The following is a 15,240-nucleotide window of genomic DNA, read 5'->3' on the forward strand; positions in this document are numbered from 1 at the left end:
CGAAGCGCAGTTTCGATTGAACAGGACGAGTTCGCTCACCGGACACTTCTACTGCGGCACTTCCTGAAGACTATTACCGGTATCTCAAAGGCGAAATCACCCTTGATGAGTTGTACCAGATGCACCCGGATGAGAAGGCGCATGCCGACCGGTCGGCGATCCGGATTTCGCTTGGTGCCGCAAACCATGACCGCGTCCGAAAACTGATTGCCAGGAGACTTCGGGATCAGAAGAAGTGGGCGCTTGTCGGTGGGCCTCCTTGTCAGGCCTATTCTCTCGTCGGCAGATCGAGAATGATGGGTGATCCAAAGTTCGAGAAAGATGAGCGGCATTTTCTGTACAAAGAGTATCTCCGCATCATCATTGACCACGCTCCGCCTGTTTTCGTCATGGAAAACGTTAATGGGCTGCTCTCGGCTCGCGTGAATGGCGAACTGGTTATCAACCGGATTACAGCCGATCTCGCATCGCCAAAAGACGCGCTTGGCATGTCTTCCAACGGGCTTGGGTACAGGCTTTATTCGCTCTCAGAAGAAGACCTGCCCGGCGATGAACCTGATCCCCGTATGTTCCTAGTACGAGCAGAAGAGTACGGTGTTCCGCAGGCAAGGCATCGGATGTTCATTGTCGGCATCAGAAATGACATCAATGTGCGCCCCGGACGATTGAAGCCTCATCACGCGCCCACATTAAAACAGACGATTGGCAATCTGCCCAAGACCCGAAGCGGCATATCAAGAGGAAGAGACAGTTACGAAAGATGGTGGGCGGAAATATCTGGGATCGATCATGTAGCCATTCGCAGGGAACTGAATGGCCATGCTTACGCAAATAATCTGATGGACTTGATGGGGATCGATCTAACACGGCCCTTGAAAGCGCTGGAGAAGTCCTCAATCAGATATCCTCCTCGTCCGAATTTTCCCCATGATGCGCTTGACAGCATTTACGACTCTGAGCTCGCGGTTCTGGATAGCCATGAAACGCGCTCTCATATGCCTTCTGATCTACGGCGCTATGCTTTTGCGGCCTCTTTTGCATCTGTTACCGGAAAGAGTCCGAAGCTCGCGGATTTTCCACGCAGCCTGCTTCCAGATCATGCCAATGTCGAAGACCGAAGGGCCGGAAAGATGTTCTCGGATCGTTTCCGTGTGCAGCTTCCGGGGCAGCCTTCAACGACCGTCACTTCGCACATCTCCAAAGATGGCCATTACTTCATTCACTACGATCCAAAGCAATGCCGAAGACTGACAGTCAGAGAAGCAGCCCGTCTTCAGACGTTACCCGAAAATTACCGCTTCGAGGGGTCAAGAACCTCTCAGTATCATCAGGTCGGAAACGCTGTTCCGCCCTACCTAGCACGTCAAATCGCAAGCATCGTAGCGGAGGTGCTTGACCGGGCTGGAGAGATCACGTGATGGTTGACAGAATTTCTCCAGAGCATCGAAGTTGGAATATGCCGCGTATTCGGGGAAAAGACACTAAACCTGAAATGGTCTTGAGGTCACTCTTGCATCGCGCTGGTTTCCGCTTCCGGCTGCATGACAAGAGATTTCCTGGAAAACCGGACCTTCTTCTGCCAAAGCACCAAACGGCTATCTTTGTAAATGGCTGTTACTGGCATCGCCACGAAGGGTGCCGAAAGGCGACGACACCCAAAACAAATGCGGCTTTCTGGAAGAAGAAATTCTAAGATACCGTTGCGCGCGATGCGCGAAAAACTTCACAAATTATTGCGAAGGGCTGGCGCGTCATCACTATCTGGGAATGTGAGATTGAGGGCGACCCTGCGGGAATTGTCGATAGCCTGCGTGCGCAGCTGAAAGGGGGTAGTAATGGTTAGAGAACACCATCTGCCCTCAGTGCTTTTTCCCTGTCCGCATCAATGCGCGATCTTGGCTATTCGCTTGAAACCGCGATTGCAGATCTCGTTGATAACAGCATTTCGGCGGATGCAACCAAGGTCGATATATTTTGCGACCTAACCCAACAACACCCAACCCTTGGTATTATTGATAATGGTCACGGGATGGACGAAGCAGGCATTGTTGACGCCCTGCGCCACGGCTCAAAAAAATCCGTCGGAACCTCGTTCACCGAAGGTCCTTGGACGTTTTGGCCTTGGACTCAAGACTGCCTCCTTCTCCCAATGTGAGAGGCTAACTGTCATTAGTAACGATGGTGGTGGGCCCCACGCAGCGGAATGGAACCTCGAAACTGTTCACAAGAAGGATGATTAACTGATCGCCATCCTTGAACTCGAAGAGATCGCAGAAATTCCTTTCCAGGAGCTGATCACGGGCAATGGAACAGCGGTGGTTTGGCGCAACCTTGATCGATTGTTTGAAGATGAAATAGGAGCCAAGCGCGATGAGATCGTCAATGAGAAGCTCGATGTTGTCGACAAACACCTGTCGCTAATGTTTCACCGGTTTCTTAGTGGCGAAGTGCGTGGTCGGAAGGAACTTTCACTTTCCCTCAATGGTCATCCGATAGAGCCGTTCGATCCGTTTTGCCGGAAGAATTCAGCTACACAGATGCTGCCGGAAGAAGTTGTCCGAATTGACGGTGTAGCAGTTCACATGCAGCCCTACATTCTGCCCCACCACAGTAAACTAAGCGCAAAGGAGTACGACTTCTATCAGAACCGTAGCGACTTCATCTCCAACCAGGGAGCTTATGTGTACCGCGGGGGACGGCTTATGGCCTGGGGCGACTGGTTCCGACTTATTCCCAAGGGTGAAGCCACAAAGCTGGCCCGCGTACAGATTGACTTCCCCAATAGTCTCGATGAGATGTGGACCATCGACATTAAGAAGTCGCGAGCAAGCCCTCCAGCTCCCGTTAGAGCCCGGCTGCGCCAGATAATTGATAAGATCACGACTCGCAGCACAACCGTGCATCGCGGCAGAGGGAAGAAGCTTTTCGATGAGATTAAGGCGCCAGTCTGGGAACGATATGCTGACCTAGGAAGCATCCGATATGCATTGAACCAGGAACACCTACTTATCGAAGCGCTTAGCTCCGAACTGAGTGATGAGAATTGTCGCCGCCTCACGACACTCATCGAAGCAATTTCGTCGTCGCTCCCAGTAGAGATGATTTATTCGGATTTTTCGACCCATCCGCGTGACATCCGTCAAAAGGGTGCCTCGCAAGAAGAGATCAATGAGCGTCTCAGCGCTCTGAAGAAATGCCTTTTTGGGGATGGCGCAGTTAACGTTGAGAGCTTCAGAGAAGTTATGCACTCAACACGGTTCTTCGTGGGCTTTGAAGATGCTGCCGAAGAATACATTATGAAAGAGCTGAAGAAATGAATTTTAACAAGTTAGAGAGTCAGAAGAACTTCACGAGTGCGCTTATTTCGGCGCTATCCCTACTGCCGGAAACGCCAACGCGTGAAGAGGTTGGTGAGCGAGCAAAGCAGCTCGCGGCTGCATTCGGATATGATGGTCCGCTTGAAACTGTCATTGAAGATGCTCTCATTGCGGTGGATTCGCGCATGGGTGCTGGCGTTTCCCTTGTCGATGTTGAAGCCGATCATGACGATGAATGGGTATATAAGCGTGAGAATATCACTTGGACGTATTCTGATGCCTACGAGCAATATCTAAAAAAGAACAGATGCACCCCACGGTAGTGCGCTCACTAAGTGATGTCGGAACCAAAATACTCGGCCACTTGCAGGCCCCAGAAAGCCAAGGCAAGTGGGACCGTCGTGGCCTCGTTATCGGACACGTACAATCGGGCAAGACCGCAAACTACATGGGTGTAATCGCCAAGGCGGCTGACGCCGGGTATAAGTTCATAATCGTCATTGCGGGTATTCATAACAATCTAAGAAAACAGACCCAAGAACGTATCGACGAAGGATTTGTTGGGCGCTCCAGCGACCCGGAAGATCGTAAGAGGGTTGGCGTCGGTCTGACCCACGACTATCCGCATCCTGCCACGCTAACAAACATTAATGATGACTTCAGTAAGAAGACCGCCAACCAGAGTGGATGGAAGATCAACGATCTGAATAAGCCAACTGTGCTGGTCATCAAGAAGAACGTCAGCACCCTGAAAGCCCTACACGTGTGGCTTAAGGAAAAGAACGCTCAGGCTAATGGTGTAATTGCCGATGTTCCGATGCTAATGATCGACGATGAGGCCGACAATACGTCTATCAATACCAACAAGCCTGAACTCGATCCCACAAAAACAAACGCAATGCTGCGAAAGATCCTCGGTCTCTTCGCTAAGTCCTGCTACGTAGGCTACACTGCCACTCCGTTTGTAAACATCTTCATCAATCCTGATTCATACGATGAGGAAGCCTATGAGGAGTTGTTCCCACGCGACTTCATTGTCAGTCTTGATTCTCCCAACACTTACTTTGGACCGGATAAAGTTTTTCTTGATGATTCCAGTAGCGCAAGGATTGTAAGGCCGATTTGGGACAGTGAAGACTACCTTCCTTTTTCTCAAAAGAAGGATGATCCAGTTCCAGAGCTTCCGCCCAGTCTTTATAAGGCAATTGATCAGTTCATTGTGGCAAGGGCCATTCGGAATCTGAGGGGGCAGGTTAACAAGCACTGCTCGATGATGATCAACATCTCCCGGTTTGTGGTGACGCAGAACACCGTACGCAGCTTCGTCAGCCTTTACAAAGAGAAGCTTCGAGAGGCCGTGAAAGCAAATTATGCGATGCCGTATTCGATATCGCAAAAGAATGAGATCATGTCTTCTTTGAAGTCGTGTCTTGAGAGAGAGTTCTCTGACTGCGGGTTTACATGGCCCGAGATAAAAATTGCCCTGAACGGCGTCTTCGACAATCTTCGCATCTTCGTGGTGCACAGTAAGTCCGACGAAGCACTCGACTACAAGAAGTACGAGCGTGACGGGAACAGCCTTACCGCCATCACGATTGGCGGTTGAGTCTCTCTCGTGGCCTGACCATCGAAGGTCTTACTGTGAGCTACATGTACCGCAACACGCGCATGTACGACACGCTCATGCAGATGGGACGTTGGTTTGGCTACAGACCTAATTTTGAAGATGTTTGCCGAGTCCGTTTGTCTCCGGATTCTATCAACTGGTACGGACACATCGCGGAAGCATCAGAAGAACTGCGACAACAGATCAAGAGAATGCGACGCGACAGGATGAGCCCAAGGCAGTTTGGCCTGTATGTGAAAGCTCACCCGGACCGGCTCCTTATCACCGCCGCCAACAAGATGAGGGCCGGTGAGAGAATTGTTGTAGATCAGAATTGCAGCGGGCGAATTGTTGAGAGCTACCTTCTGCCATTCGACAAAAAGGTCAATGAAGATAATGAGGCCTTGATTGCTGAGTACTGGAAAGAAAATTTTGGTTGCGCCGCATTGGAAGAGACTGGAAAGGGCTGGCTTGCCAGAGATGCAAAGCTTTCGGAGATAGAGGAGTTTCTCACGAAGTTTCGCAGTCACCCTGACTTTGCTGATCGCAAGGGGGCGGCGCTGAGTTACCTCCGTGCTCTTTCAGACAGATACGATGCCGGGGATGTTCTGCTTATCTCGGTTTCGGCCAAGGGAGAGGATGCGGACAACCACCTAATCGGAACGCAGTAACGAACCAGTGCCCATCGTGATGGTGATGCATGGCGAACGAGCAAGGATCGCGTTGCCAGCCGTGGCGACGAAAAACTAGGACTGTCCGAGCCACAGAAGGATGAAGCAACGGCGCTAGCAAGGGAGGACGGCGAGGACAAAAAGCCATCTGACTTCCATTTCCGCTCAGTGCGCAAGAAGCCGTTGTTGATGGTCCATGTTCTTGGGCCGGTTGGTAAGGATATCGATGCTCGCGTTCCAGCGTTCGGCCTCAGTTTCCCGCCAGGCCACTATAACACGGAAGTTAAAGTCGTTGCGATCCAGATCTGGATCGAACGGATGCAGGGTGGGTCGTTCGATACTCCTGACGAAGAGGATGACTACGATGAGTAGTAAAGCACCATGGGACGAAATGAAGACCCCCGGACAGCGATTATACTGTCAGATATGTAAGCAACCCGGGTGATGTTACGCTATGTTGGGGTAAAGACGTTCAGGGACAGTGCCTTTTTATAGTTCGATTGGAGGGTGATCACACTGTGCAGTTCCGGAAGAATGCAACCACAGTTAACGGTATTGAAGTCGATCTGCGGCAGTTGCCGGAACCCGGTAAACAGGGTTTGATTCTAACGCTCGAAAAGCATGTGGACCGCGATCTTTTCCATGGTCTGTGCCAGACGCTCATCGGAAACCTCAATGGGATCATTGATCCTGCCGCCGCGTTAGGTGTCGCGCTGATTCACATCAAGCGCTGGAAGGCGTTCCTTGTGGGTAAACGAACGCGCGTCCTATCGACGGAAGAAGTGCGGGGTCTTTTTGCTGAGTTGAACTTTCTTCGTCTTCTTAAGAAAAAACATCTAAGCGATGTTCAAGCAGTTGAAGCATGGTGTGGGCCTGATCGCATACATCAAGACTTCATTTTTGGCGATACCGCTGTCGAAGTAAAATCCATCAGTGGCCGGGACCGAAGCATAGTACGCGTCTCCTCAGAAGATCAGCTAGAGACCGTTTCCGAACACCTCTTTCTCAACGTTTACCGCTTGACAGAGGCTCCTGACGGAACGCCCGCCCAATCACTTAACGAACTTGTTTCAGCAATAGGGCACGAGTTGAGTGACGCCGATGCAATTGAAGACTATTGGAGGAAACTGGCAACCTATGGATACGTGGAGATGAGGGAGTACGATAATCCAACGTTTCTCGTGAGTGGTTCAGTTGCCTACCGCGTATCTGATGGTTTTCCCCGAATCGTCAGATCAGCACTGCCAGACGGCGTTGTGGACGTGAAATACAAGCTTCAACTTGAAAAGATTGCGCCATTCGAGTGCAGTCAGAGCGACATCTGGGGGAGTTAATGGAACAAACAATCCCCGCATTTTTTCACGACTTTCGCCAAGAGCTCATGGCGGGAGCTGAGGCGAACGGCGCATTTCAGCTTTCAGAATTCATGGAAGCTTTCTCAATCGAGCTTATCGAAACAGGCTTTATCGAGGGCTTTGAACTCTGCCATTACAGGGCCCAGAGAGGCATGCGCATCGATGGTTACTGGTTCAATGATGAGGGCGCGCTTGATCTATTCATCGCAGACTTTGACAGTCGGGACGAGCTTCAGTCGCTGACACAGACAGATGTGAACGCCGCGTTCAAACGTGTGGAAAGGTTCTTTGAATCAAGTCTTTCAAAAAAGCTCTTTAGTGATCTTGATGAAACCACCCCAGAATACGGACTATCCCGACAAATAGCAGATCGTAAGGCTCTCATTCGCAAGGTCAACTTCTTCCTAGTATCCGAGCGCGCGCTGAGCGACCGCATGCAAAGCATTGATGGGCGGCATGTCTGCGATATCGAAGCGACTTATCATGTTTGGGACATCTCGCGTCTGCAACGGCAGCGCAGCTCCCGTGGTCATAAGGAAGCGTTGGATATCGACTTTGAGGAAGAGTTCGGGAGTGGATTGAACAGCCTCCCGGCGCATCTGGGTTCCGATGCCTATCAGTCATACCTCGTAGTCATGCCTGGAGAGGTGCTGGCTGCCATGTACGGAAAGCACGGAGCGCGGCTCCTTGAACAAAACGTTCGCTCCTTCCTCCAAGCGCGCGGGAAAGTGAACAAGGGCATCCGCACCACCATTTTGAACGAGCCAGGAATGTTCTTCGCGTACAACAATGGTATCACGGCCACATCTCGGGAAGTGGAGGTGGAACAGGGCGAAGATGGACTGAAAATCGTTCGCATCAAGGACCTTCAAATCGTGAACGGCGGGCAGACTACAGTCTCGCTTTTTCACACCAAAAGACGCGATAAGGCAGCGTTAGATGGCGTGTTCGTTCAGATGAAGCTTTCGGTCATCAACCCCGAAGACAGTGAAATCGTTGTTCCGAGGATTTCGGAATACGCCAATACTCAGAACCGCGTGAACGCCGCCGATTTCTTCTCAAATCATCCTTTCCATGTTCGGATGGAGGAATTCTCACGACGCATATGGGCACCGGCTCACAGTGGTGCTCAACGAGAAACAAAGTGGTTCTATGAACGTGCCAGAGGGCAATACGCCGACGCACAGTCAAAACTGACTCCGGGTGAGCAGAAGCGCTTCAAGGCTGAGTACCCAAAGCCGCAGATGTTCACGAAAACTGACATCGCAAAATTTGAGAATGTCTGGGACGATCATCCCAAGTGGGTTAATCTCGGGGCGCAAAAAACTTTGCGCGCTATGCTGCACGGATAGGTAAGGCATGGACTAAGAACCAAGACGGTTTCAATGAGCTATACTTCCGGCGCTCTATCGCTCGTGCAATCATTTTCCGATGGGCTGAGAAGATGGTCTCTGGAGAGACTTGGTACAACGGCGGCTACCGAGCCAATATAGTGGCCTACGCCATTGCAGCGATCAACGAACTCTCCAAACGAGCAGACAAGGTTATCGACTTTCAGAGATGTTGGACCAATCAAGAGGTGTATGAAGAACTTGCAGAAGCTCTGCGTCAGGCAGCAAAGTTCGTGAACGACGATATCTCGCAACCGCCTCAGGGAATTTCAAACATATCCGAATGGTGTAAGAAGGACTCCTGCTGGGAACGACTCGCCGGGAAGATCGACCGGCTAGAAACTGACATCAGCCTGAACTTCTTCAAAACCTTGGTTGAAATCGATGAGCAGAAGGCGGAACAAAAGCAGGCAAAGAAAGCGCAGAAGATTGATGATGGAATAGACGCACAAAGACAGGTTCTTGAAGTTCCTGCGCAAAAGTGGAGTCAAATCCGTCATATTGGAACTGAAAGGGGATTTCTAACTGAGAAAGAGGTCGGCATAATTAAGGTTGCGGAGCAAATCCCCCAAAAAATTCCAACCGAGAAACAAAGCGAAATATTGGTGGGCGTACTTGGTAAAGCTCATGCCGAAGGTATTTTGTAAGCGTCATTTAAGACTTTCTGACCTCGCTCGTGCCGACTTTAAATCAGGGAGCTGAACAAAAAAACATTTTTATAGAACACGTTAGAGCTTAGGGCGGTGCCCTCGGCGCGGTTCAAGCAAAACAGATCGAAGAGATTCTGTCGTTGTCGGTTCCCCCTGAAGGTTTCCCCCAATAGCGACATAATCTTTCGCCGGTTTTTCCTATCCCTTGCACACCCCCAGTTCGCCACGGAGCAAGGGTTGCATGCGCATCCCCTTATCAAGGAAAGGAAAACCCCCTATGGAACACACACATGATATTATCTGCGGCGATGCCGCAAGGATCTTGGCGAACGCGATGTTGTATGACCGACCAGCCCCTCAACCTGCCGCAGCTTCGTTACACTCTCTTCTGGCTTGTGCCGCTTCGTAGCCATCTTGGCCCTCCGTTTTCCTCAACATTACGGTGGACCACTTCTGTGGGGGAGGACCAAGCCACCCGGACGGAAAACGAAACGGGGGGCGACAGGATGGACCGTTTCCCTCCCGTCCCGGCTGAGGTAAAAGGGCCTATGAGCATGTCTTTTTCTTCTGTGACCGATGTCTTGTCGTCAGGTTTCGACACGGTCATCGACGTGCGTGCGCCCTCGGAATTTGCCGAGGATCATATTCCCGGCGCGATCAATCTGCCGGTGCTGGATGACGCCGAACGCGCGCGTGTCGGCACGATTTACACGCAGCAATCGCCCTTTCTGGCGCGCAAACTCGGCGCCGCTCTGGTGGCGCGCAATGCCGCCGCGCATATCGAGGGGCCATTGGCCGAGAAAGAAGGCGGCTGGCGGCCCTTGGTCTATTGTTGGCGGGGCGGGCAGAGGTCGAATTCCTTCGCGATCATCCTGCGTCAGATCGGCTGGCGGGTGGAGGTTCTGGACGGCGGATATAAGGCGTGGCGACGGCTGGTGATCGGCATGTTGCATGACACGCCTTTGCCGCATCGTCTCGTGTTGATCGACGGCAACACCGGCACGGCCAAGACCGATCTCTTGCACAGGGTGCGGGCGCTGGGCGGGCAGGTGCTCGATCTCGAAGGTCTGGCCAATCATCGTGGTTCGATTTTCGGGCCGATGGGCGGTCAACCGGCGCAGAGGGGATTCGAAAGCCGGTTGGCGGAGGCGCTCAGTCGCCTCGATCCCGCGCGGCCCGTGTTGGTCGAGGCGGAAAGTTCGCGCATCGGCGAGGTGACACTCCCGGCGCGGCTCTGGCGCGCGATGTGCGCGGCGCCCCGGATTGACGTGACGGCCTCTCTGCCTGCGCGGGCGCGCTATCTGGCGGAGGCCTATGCCGATCTGACCGAGGATGTGCCAAAGATGCAGGCACGTCTGGATCAGCTGGTCCCACTTCAGGGCCATGAGCGCGTCAAGACTTGGTGCGAGATGGCCGAAGAAGGGGCGTTTGCGGCGTTGGCCGAGGCGCTGATGGGGCAGCATTACGACCCGCGTTACGAGAAATCCCGCGCCCGCCATGCGTCTGATGTGATTGCAGAGTTCGACCTTGGCGATCTGAGTGTCGGCGCCCGAGACGCAGCGGCAGCGCGGATCGTGAGCCTTTTGAACGCGCGCTGAACTTAAGGCTCGACGACCAAGCGCGGCGGGCCTTCGGTGATCTCCCCGATGATGGCTGCCTCATAGCCTGCCTCACAGAGCGCCGTCAGACATTTTTCCGCGCGCATTGGTGAGACGGAGGCCAAAAGCCCGCCCGCCGTTTGCGGGTCGAACAACAGGTCCGTTTCTGGCGTTTCCGGCCCCTCGTATTCGGCGGCATAGGCGCGATTGGCCGGAAAAATCGTCGAGCGCAGGCCGGTCTCGGCCAAAGACAAAGCGCCGGGCAAGACGGGCACATCGCGCAGTCGTATCACGGCTCCCACCTCGGAGGCGCGGCAAATTCCCAAGAGATGCCCGGCCAATCCGAAGCCCGTGACATCGGTCATCGCATGGGCAGTGCTCAAAATCCGCGCCGCCTCACCGGAGCTTTGCACCATAGACCCGTAAGCGCGTTCCAGATCGCGCCCGTTCGCCGTCATCTCCATCTCGCCCGCCAGCATCACGCCGGTGCCGATGGGTTTCGTGAGCAAAATCCGATCCCCGGCGCGGGCACCCTTGAGTGTGATCGGCTGATCCAACAGCCCGGTGACCGTAAACCCTATGGCCAGCTCCGCCCCCATCGCAGTATGCCCGCCGATGATCTCCGCGCCCTCCGCCTCGAACACGTCGCGGGCGGTCTCCATGATCTCTGTGAGCCAGCTTTCCTGCAAACTCTCGCTCATTTTCGGCAAGGTCACGGTGGCGAGCGCGGCCTGAGGTGCCGCGCCCATCGCCCAGATGTCGCCTAACGCGTGCGTGGCGGTGATCCTTGTCATCAACACCGGGTCTTCGACAAAGGCGCGCAGGTGATCGACGGAGGCCACCTGCCATGTGTCGCCATGGGTCAAAAGCGCCGCGTCATCGCCCGCGAGATGCAGCACATCGCGCCGCTCCGGCCCCGGATGCGCGCTCAGAACCCGGTGAAGAATATCGCCCCCGACCTTGGCGCCACAGGCCCCGCACATCGGTTTCTTGCCCTCGACCTCCTCACGCAGCCCCTCGGCCACGGTGTCGGGCAGGGGTGGTGGTGTCATGGCAGGCAAGTCTTTGAGTTTGCGCATGAAGGCCCGGTCGATCCGGTCTTTCCAACGCCACATCAAAGGGCCTTTGAGGCGCAGGCCCGATTTGTCCGCGAGCGCCGCTTTGCCGCCCAGAGAGATCAGTTTGAGGTAATCCTGTTGCGGATGATAGGCGCGCAGCTTTGCCGAGGTGCCCTGGCTCAATGTCCGGCGCAGGTTGTCGAACAACACAGGCGCTTCGCGCACGGCGTAGACCCCGGCCTTGGGGCGTGGGTCATGGGACAGATGCGCGCAATCCCCGGCGGCAAAAATACGCGGGTCGGAGCTTTGCAGGGTCTCGCCGACGGTGATGAACCCGTCGGTCAGATCGAGCCCAGTGTCTTTCAGCCAGTCATAGGGCCGTGCGCCCGCCGCGCCCAAAGTGAAGCGCGACGACAGAGTGGTGCCGTCGGCAAAAAGCACCTCATTGGCGCGGACTTCGACAACCTGCGACTGTGGGCGCAGTTTGACACCTGCCTCTGCCAGCGCGCTTAGTACCGCATCACGCGTGGCGGCGCGCATCTCGGCGAGGATGTCGCCATGATCTATGAGCCAGACCTGCGTGTTCGGGATCGTGTTGAGGCTCTGCGCCATGGCCATGGCCAGTTCGGCGCCGGCGACCCCGCCGCCGATCACGGCGACTTCGGGCGCGACCTCTCCGGCCAAGGCCTCTTTGCGAAACTGGTCCCAGCGGCTGGCAAAGGCTTCGAGCGGTTTGGCGGGAATGCCGTGCTCCGTGAAGCCCGGCAAATCTGGCATGGCGGAGGTGATACCGATGTCGATGGAGGCGATGTCATATCGGATCGGGGGGCGGCCTTCGACATGGATCAGCCGCGCGTCGCGGTCGATCCCCGTGGCCCGGCCCAAGACGGCCCGCGCGCCCGCAAAGCGCGCCAACCGCAGGAGATCAAGCTCTAAGTCTTCACGTGCATAATGCCCCGCCACAAACCCCGGCAGCATCCCGGAATATGCGGCCACGGCACCCGGGTTGATCACCGTCACCCGCACGCCGGGCAGGGGGCGCATACCCCAGCGTTTCAGGATCAGCGCATGGCTGTGCCCTCCGCCGATCAGGACGAGCTCTCGGGTCAGGGGAAAGTCGTGCATGTCGCATCCAGTCTTCGCGAGGGCAGGCAAGAGGGTTAGGCAAAACCTGACGCGAAGTCCGCCAGTTGGCAAGGGTGCTGGACGCCGCATGCTGCACATGCCAAGATTGCGACCATGTTACGCACATCCTCCCCGTTTGAAGCGATGCGTGCCCAAGCGCGTCAGATTTTCCTCGAAGGCGTCGAGGCTGCCGATCCGGCCCATGCGGTCGAGGCGGCCTTGAAAGGGCGTGAGTTCACCGATCCTCTGATCATCGCCGTCGGCAAGGCCGCGCGCACCATGGCAGAGGCGGCGATGAAACATGTGCCCGCTGAGACCGTGATCGTCGTCACCAATTACGAGAATGCCAAACCTTTGGAGGGCGCCGAAGTCCGCGCCGCGGGTCACCCTGTGCCCGATGCCGAAGGGGCGCGCGCAGCCCTCCGTGTCGAAGAGGTGCTGTCCCATGCCAAGGGCGATGTGATCGCGTTGATCTCCGGCGGTGGCTCGGCGCTTTTGCCCGCGCCTGTGGTGGGCGTGTCCTTGGAGGACAAGGCAGAGGTCAACCGGCTTTTGCTCGCCTCGGGCGCCGACATCGTGACGATGAACCTCGTGCGTCAACAGCTTTCGCGGCTCAAAGGCGGCGGGTTGTTGCGAGCGGCCGCACCCGCGAAAGTCACGGCTCTGCTGCTCTCCGACGTGGTCTCTGACGATCTGCGCGCGATTGCCTCCGGGCCGACCGTGTCGCCCATCGGCACCCGCGAAGAGGCCGCGAAAGTTCTGCAAGACCTCGGGCTTTGGGAAAAACTGCCGCATTCCGTGTCCGCCTATCTGGCGCGCCCGCAGGCCGATCTGGGCGCGTTGCCCGAGAGCGAGGTCGAACTCATCGGCTCGAACAAAATCTCTGTCGCGGCCATGGCCCATGCGGCGGGGCCGGGGGCGCAGGTCGACAAAACGCCGCTAGAGGGCGATGTGGCCGAGGCCGCGCAGCTCATCGTGGAGCGCGCCCTGACAGGCGGCGCGGGCACCTATCTGTTCGGCGGCGAAACCACAGTGAAACTCGTGGGCGACGGCATGGGCGGGCGCAATCAGGAGCTCGCGCTGCGTGTTGCGATGCTGGCCGAAGAGGCGGGGCTCACGGAGTTCGTGTTCCTCTCGGGCGGCACCGACGGGCGCGACGGGCCGACGGATGCGGCGGGCGGTCTGGTCGATCCCGGCACGCTGGACCGGATGCGCGCGGTGGGGCTCGATCCCAATGAGGTGCTCAAGCGCAACGACAGCTATCACGGGCTTCAGGCCGCCGGGGATTTGCTCCAGATCGGCGCGACGGGCACGAATGTGGCGGACCTTCAGGTCTTGATCCGCAGGTGAGCTCTGTCTCTGGGGCCTGTTTCCTTTGCTGCGAAAAATACTCAATTTCACCGCATGAATTCAACGCGCGAATGAAAAGCCGTAGATCAGCTGACGCAGGCCTAGGGCGGCGCCCGCGATGATCGCGGCGATGGTCACCGGCGCCGAATAGGCCAGCACGGAAAAGGCCGACAGCCCCTGTCCGACCGTGCAGCCAAAGGCCACCACGGCGCCCACGCCCATGAGGGCCGCGCCCATGATCTGGCGTTTCAATTCGCGGGGGTCTTCGCAGGCTTCCCAACGGAAATGCCCTTTGATCAGCGAGCCGATGGCAGCGCCCGCAAGCACGCCGATGACTGAGCCTGTGCCAAATCCCGGTGAGGTGGCCGAGGAGGTCATGAGGTAGAAAAGCGTGTCGCCGATGGGCGCCGCGAAAGTGTGCGAGACGACTTGCGTGGCCTCGAATGTGGCGTTCGAAAGCCATGCCGTGCCCGCCCATCCTGAGGTGACGGCGAGACCGACGGCCACGCCCCAAAGGATGAGTTTGCGTTCCCCGCGAAAGGCGCGGGACGACAGCGCCAGGGCCAGAAAGAGCACACCGAAGCCGAGGCCCGTGGCGACGATGGGCAGGCCGAGGCTTTGGCCCAAACCATGCGCCAGACCGGGCAGGGGGCCTTCGGCGGGACGCGGCGGGAAGAGTGTGACACGCAGCGCCGCCAGTGGGCCGTTCAGTGTGATGTAGGAGGTGAGGCCCAGCACCAGTACGATGACGAAATTGCGCAGATCGCCGCCGCCCAGACGCGCCAGCGCGCCAAAGCCACAATTGCCCGCCAGCGCCATGCCGTAGCCGAACACCAGCCCGCCGAAGATCGAGGCCAAGGGCGACCAGGCGAGCGCGAGATAAGGGGTTTGGGCCGGATCGAAAAGGCCCAGGCCCATGAGGCTGAAACTGCCAATGAGGGCCACGCCCAAGGCGATCCCCCATTGCCGGGCGCGCAAATCAGAGCCCTGATAGAGCGCGTCTTCGATGGCGCCCATGGAGCAAAACCGTCCCAGACGGGCGGCCAGTCCCAGGACCAGCCCACCCAAAAGACCCATCAGGGCCGCAAGCAGCCCCGGTGCAACTGTGTCGAGCATAAC

Annotated in this window: 13 protein-coding genes and 2 pseudogenes; 13 read left to right on the forward strand and 2 right to left on the reverse strand. The window is 56.2% G+C overall.

The features are described from left to right. Positions 1-119: 119 nt before the first annotated feature. The 12 genes and pseudogenes from HCZ23_RS12975 to mnmH all read left to right on the forward strand — a co-directional run bounded on the left by HCZ23_RS12975 (position 120) and on the right by mnmH (position 10,588). On the forward strand, positions 120-1,418 hold the full coding sequence (locus HCZ23_RS12975; RefSeq protein WP_217703195.1) for a DNA cytosine methyltransferase: 1,299 nt from the start codon (positions 120-122) through the stop codon (positions 1,416-1,418). Beyond that, positions 1,418-1,693, forward strand: a complete 276-nt coding sequence (locus tag HCZ23_RS18340; protein ID WP_217703196.1) for a DNA mismatch endonuclease Vsr — start codon at positions 1,418-1,420, stop codon at positions 1,691-1,693. Before HCZ23_RS12975 ends, HCZ23_RS18340 begins: the two co-directional genes overlap by 1 nt. A gap of 192 nt (positions 1,694-1,885) precedes the next feature. Continuing rightward, positions 1,886-1,996, forward strand: a pseudogene (locus HCZ23_RS18345) (ATP-binding protein); the annotation flags it as partial. A gap of 22 nt (positions 1,997-2,018) precedes the next feature. Next, on the forward strand, positions 2,019-2,240 hold the full coding sequence (locus HCZ23_RS18350; RefSeq protein WP_368487353.1) for an ATP-binding protein: 222 nt from the start codon (positions 2,019-2,021) through the stop codon (positions 2,238-2,240). 99 nt (positions 2,241-2,339) lie between these two features. Continuing rightward, complete coding sequence (locus HCZ23_RS12985) at positions 2,340-3,317, forward strand: hypothetical protein (RefSeq protein WP_217703198.1); 978 nt, start codon at positions 2,340-2,342, stop codon at positions 3,315-3,317. Beyond that, complete coding sequence (locus HCZ23_RS18130) at positions 3,314-3,640, forward strand: hypothetical protein (RefSeq protein ID WP_254870309.1); 327 nt, start codon at positions 3,314-3,316, stop codon at positions 3,638-3,640. Before HCZ23_RS12985 ends, HCZ23_RS18130 begins: the two co-directional genes overlap by 4 nt. Continuing rightward, positions 3,625-4,923, forward strand: coding sequence for a Z1 domain-containing protein (locus HCZ23_RS18135; protein WP_254870310.1), 1,299 nt, complete (start codon positions 3,625-3,627; stop codon positions 4,921-4,923). The genes HCZ23_RS18130 and HCZ23_RS18135 overlap by 16 nt, the downstream gene beginning before the upstream one ends. A gap of 44 nt (positions 4,924-4,967) precedes the next feature. Continuing rightward, a complete protein-coding gene (locus HCZ23_RS18140; RefSeq protein ID WP_254870318.1) occupies positions 4,968-5,594 on the forward strand; it encodes a Z1 domain-containing protein in 627 nt (208 codons plus the stop codon). A 473-nt stretch (positions 5,595-6,067) separates the two neighbouring features. Beyond that, a pseudogene (locus HCZ23_RS12995) lies at positions 6,068-6,928 on the forward strand (PD-(D/E)XK motif protein); the annotation flags it as partial. Beyond that, positions 6,928-8,301, forward strand: coding sequence for an AIPR family protein (locus tag HCZ23_RS13000; RefSeq protein WP_217703199.1), 1,374 nt, complete (start codon positions 6,928-6,930; stop codon positions 8,299-8,301). The pseudogene HCZ23_RS12995 and the gene HCZ23_RS13000, both read left to right, overlap by 1 nt. Then, entirely contained in the window at positions 8,298-8,987 is a 690-nt protein-coding gene (locus tag HCZ23_RS18000) for an AIPR family protein (protein WP_368487354.1), read from the forward strand. The genes HCZ23_RS13000 and HCZ23_RS18000 overlap by 4 nt, the downstream gene beginning before the upstream one ends. A 551-nt stretch (positions 8,988-9,538) precedes the next feature. Further along, positions 9,539-10,588 (forward strand): tRNA 2-selenouridine(34) synthase MnmH, encoded by a 1,050-nt coding sequence (gene mnmH, locus HCZ23_RS13005; RefSeq protein ID WP_167602146.1) that lies wholly within the window; start codon positions 9,539-9,541, stop codon positions 10,586-10,588. Between the two features lie 2 nt (positions 10,589-10,590). Here mnmH and selD read toward each other — a convergent pair whose 3' ends face one another. Continuing rightward, positions 10,591-12,771: a selenide, water dikinase SelD gene (gene selD / locus HCZ23_RS13010; protein WP_167602147.1), complete on the reverse strand. Its 2,181-nt coding sequence runs from the start codon at positions 12,769-12,771 to the stop codon at positions 10,591-10,593. A 114-nt stretch (positions 12,772-12,885) separates the two neighbouring features. On the opposite strand from selD, the gene HCZ23_RS13015 reads away from it, so the two are divergent. After that, entirely contained in the window at positions 12,886-14,121 is a 1,236-nt protein-coding gene (locus tag HCZ23_RS13015; protein ID WP_167602148.1) for a glycerate kinase, read from the forward strand. Positions 14,122-14,181: 60 nt separating this feature from the next. Here the strand turns inward: HCZ23_RS13015 and HCZ23_RS13020 are convergent, their stop codons facing one another. Then, on the reverse strand, positions 14,182-15,237 hold the full coding sequence (locus HCZ23_RS13020) for a YeeE/YedE family protein (RefSeq protein WP_167602149.1): 1,056 nt from the start codon (positions 15,235-15,237) through the stop codon (positions 14,182-14,184). Positions 15,238-15,240 lie beyond the last annotated feature (3 nt).

This window comes from Celeribacter sp. HF31, assembly GCF_011806455.1.
In the GTDB taxonomy this organism is placed as follows: domain Bacteria; phylum Pseudomonadota; class Alphaproteobacteria; order Rhodobacterales; family Rhodobacteraceae; genus Celeribacter.

Excerpts from the sequence above, each read along its gene's own strand:
- HCZ23_RS12975 (WP_217703195.1), top strand. The coding sequence starts at position 120 with ATGCACCCGGATGAGAAGGCGCATGCCGACCGGTCGGCGATCCGGATT.
- HCZ23_RS18340 (WP_217703196.1), top strand. The coding sequence starts at position 1,418 with ATGGTTGACAGAATTTCTCCAGAGCATCGAAGTTGGAATATGCCGCGT.
- HCZ23_RS18350 (WP_368487353.1), top strand. The coding sequence starts at position 2,019 with ATGGTCACGGGATGGACGAAGCAGGCATTGTTGACGCCCTGCGCCACG.
- HCZ23_RS18130 (WP_254870309.1), top strand. The coding sequence starts at position 3,314 with ATGAATTTTAACAAGTTAGAGAGTCAGAAGAACTTCACGAGTGCGCTT.
- HCZ23_RS18135 (WP_254870310.1), top strand. The coding sequence starts at position 3,625 with ATGCACCCCACGGTAGTGCGCTCACTAAGTGATGTCGGAACCAAAATA.
- HCZ23_RS18140 (WP_254870318.1), top strand. The coding sequence starts at position 4,968 with ATGTACCGCAACACGCGCATGTACGACACGCTCATGCAGATGGGACGT.
- HCZ23_RS13000 (WP_217703199.1), top strand. The coding sequence starts at position 6,928 with ATGGAACAAACAATCCCCGCATTTTTTCACGACTTTCGCCAAGAGCTC.
- mnmH (WP_167602146.1), top strand. The coding sequence starts at position 9,539 with ATGAGCATGTCTTTTTCTTCTGTGACCGATGTCTTGTCGTCAGGTTTC.
- selD (WP_167602147.1), bottom strand. The coding sequence starts at position 12,771 with ATGCACGACTTTCCCCTGACCCGAGAGCTCGTCCTGATCGGCGGAGGG.
- HCZ23_RS13015 (WP_167602148.1), top strand. The coding sequence starts at position 12,886 with ATGTTACGCACATCCTCCCCGTTTGAAGCGATGCGTGCCCAAGCGCGT.
- HCZ23_RS13020 (WP_167602149.1), bottom strand. The coding sequence starts at position 15,237 with ATGCTCGACACAGTTGCACCGGGGCTGCTTGCGGCCCTGATGGGTCTT.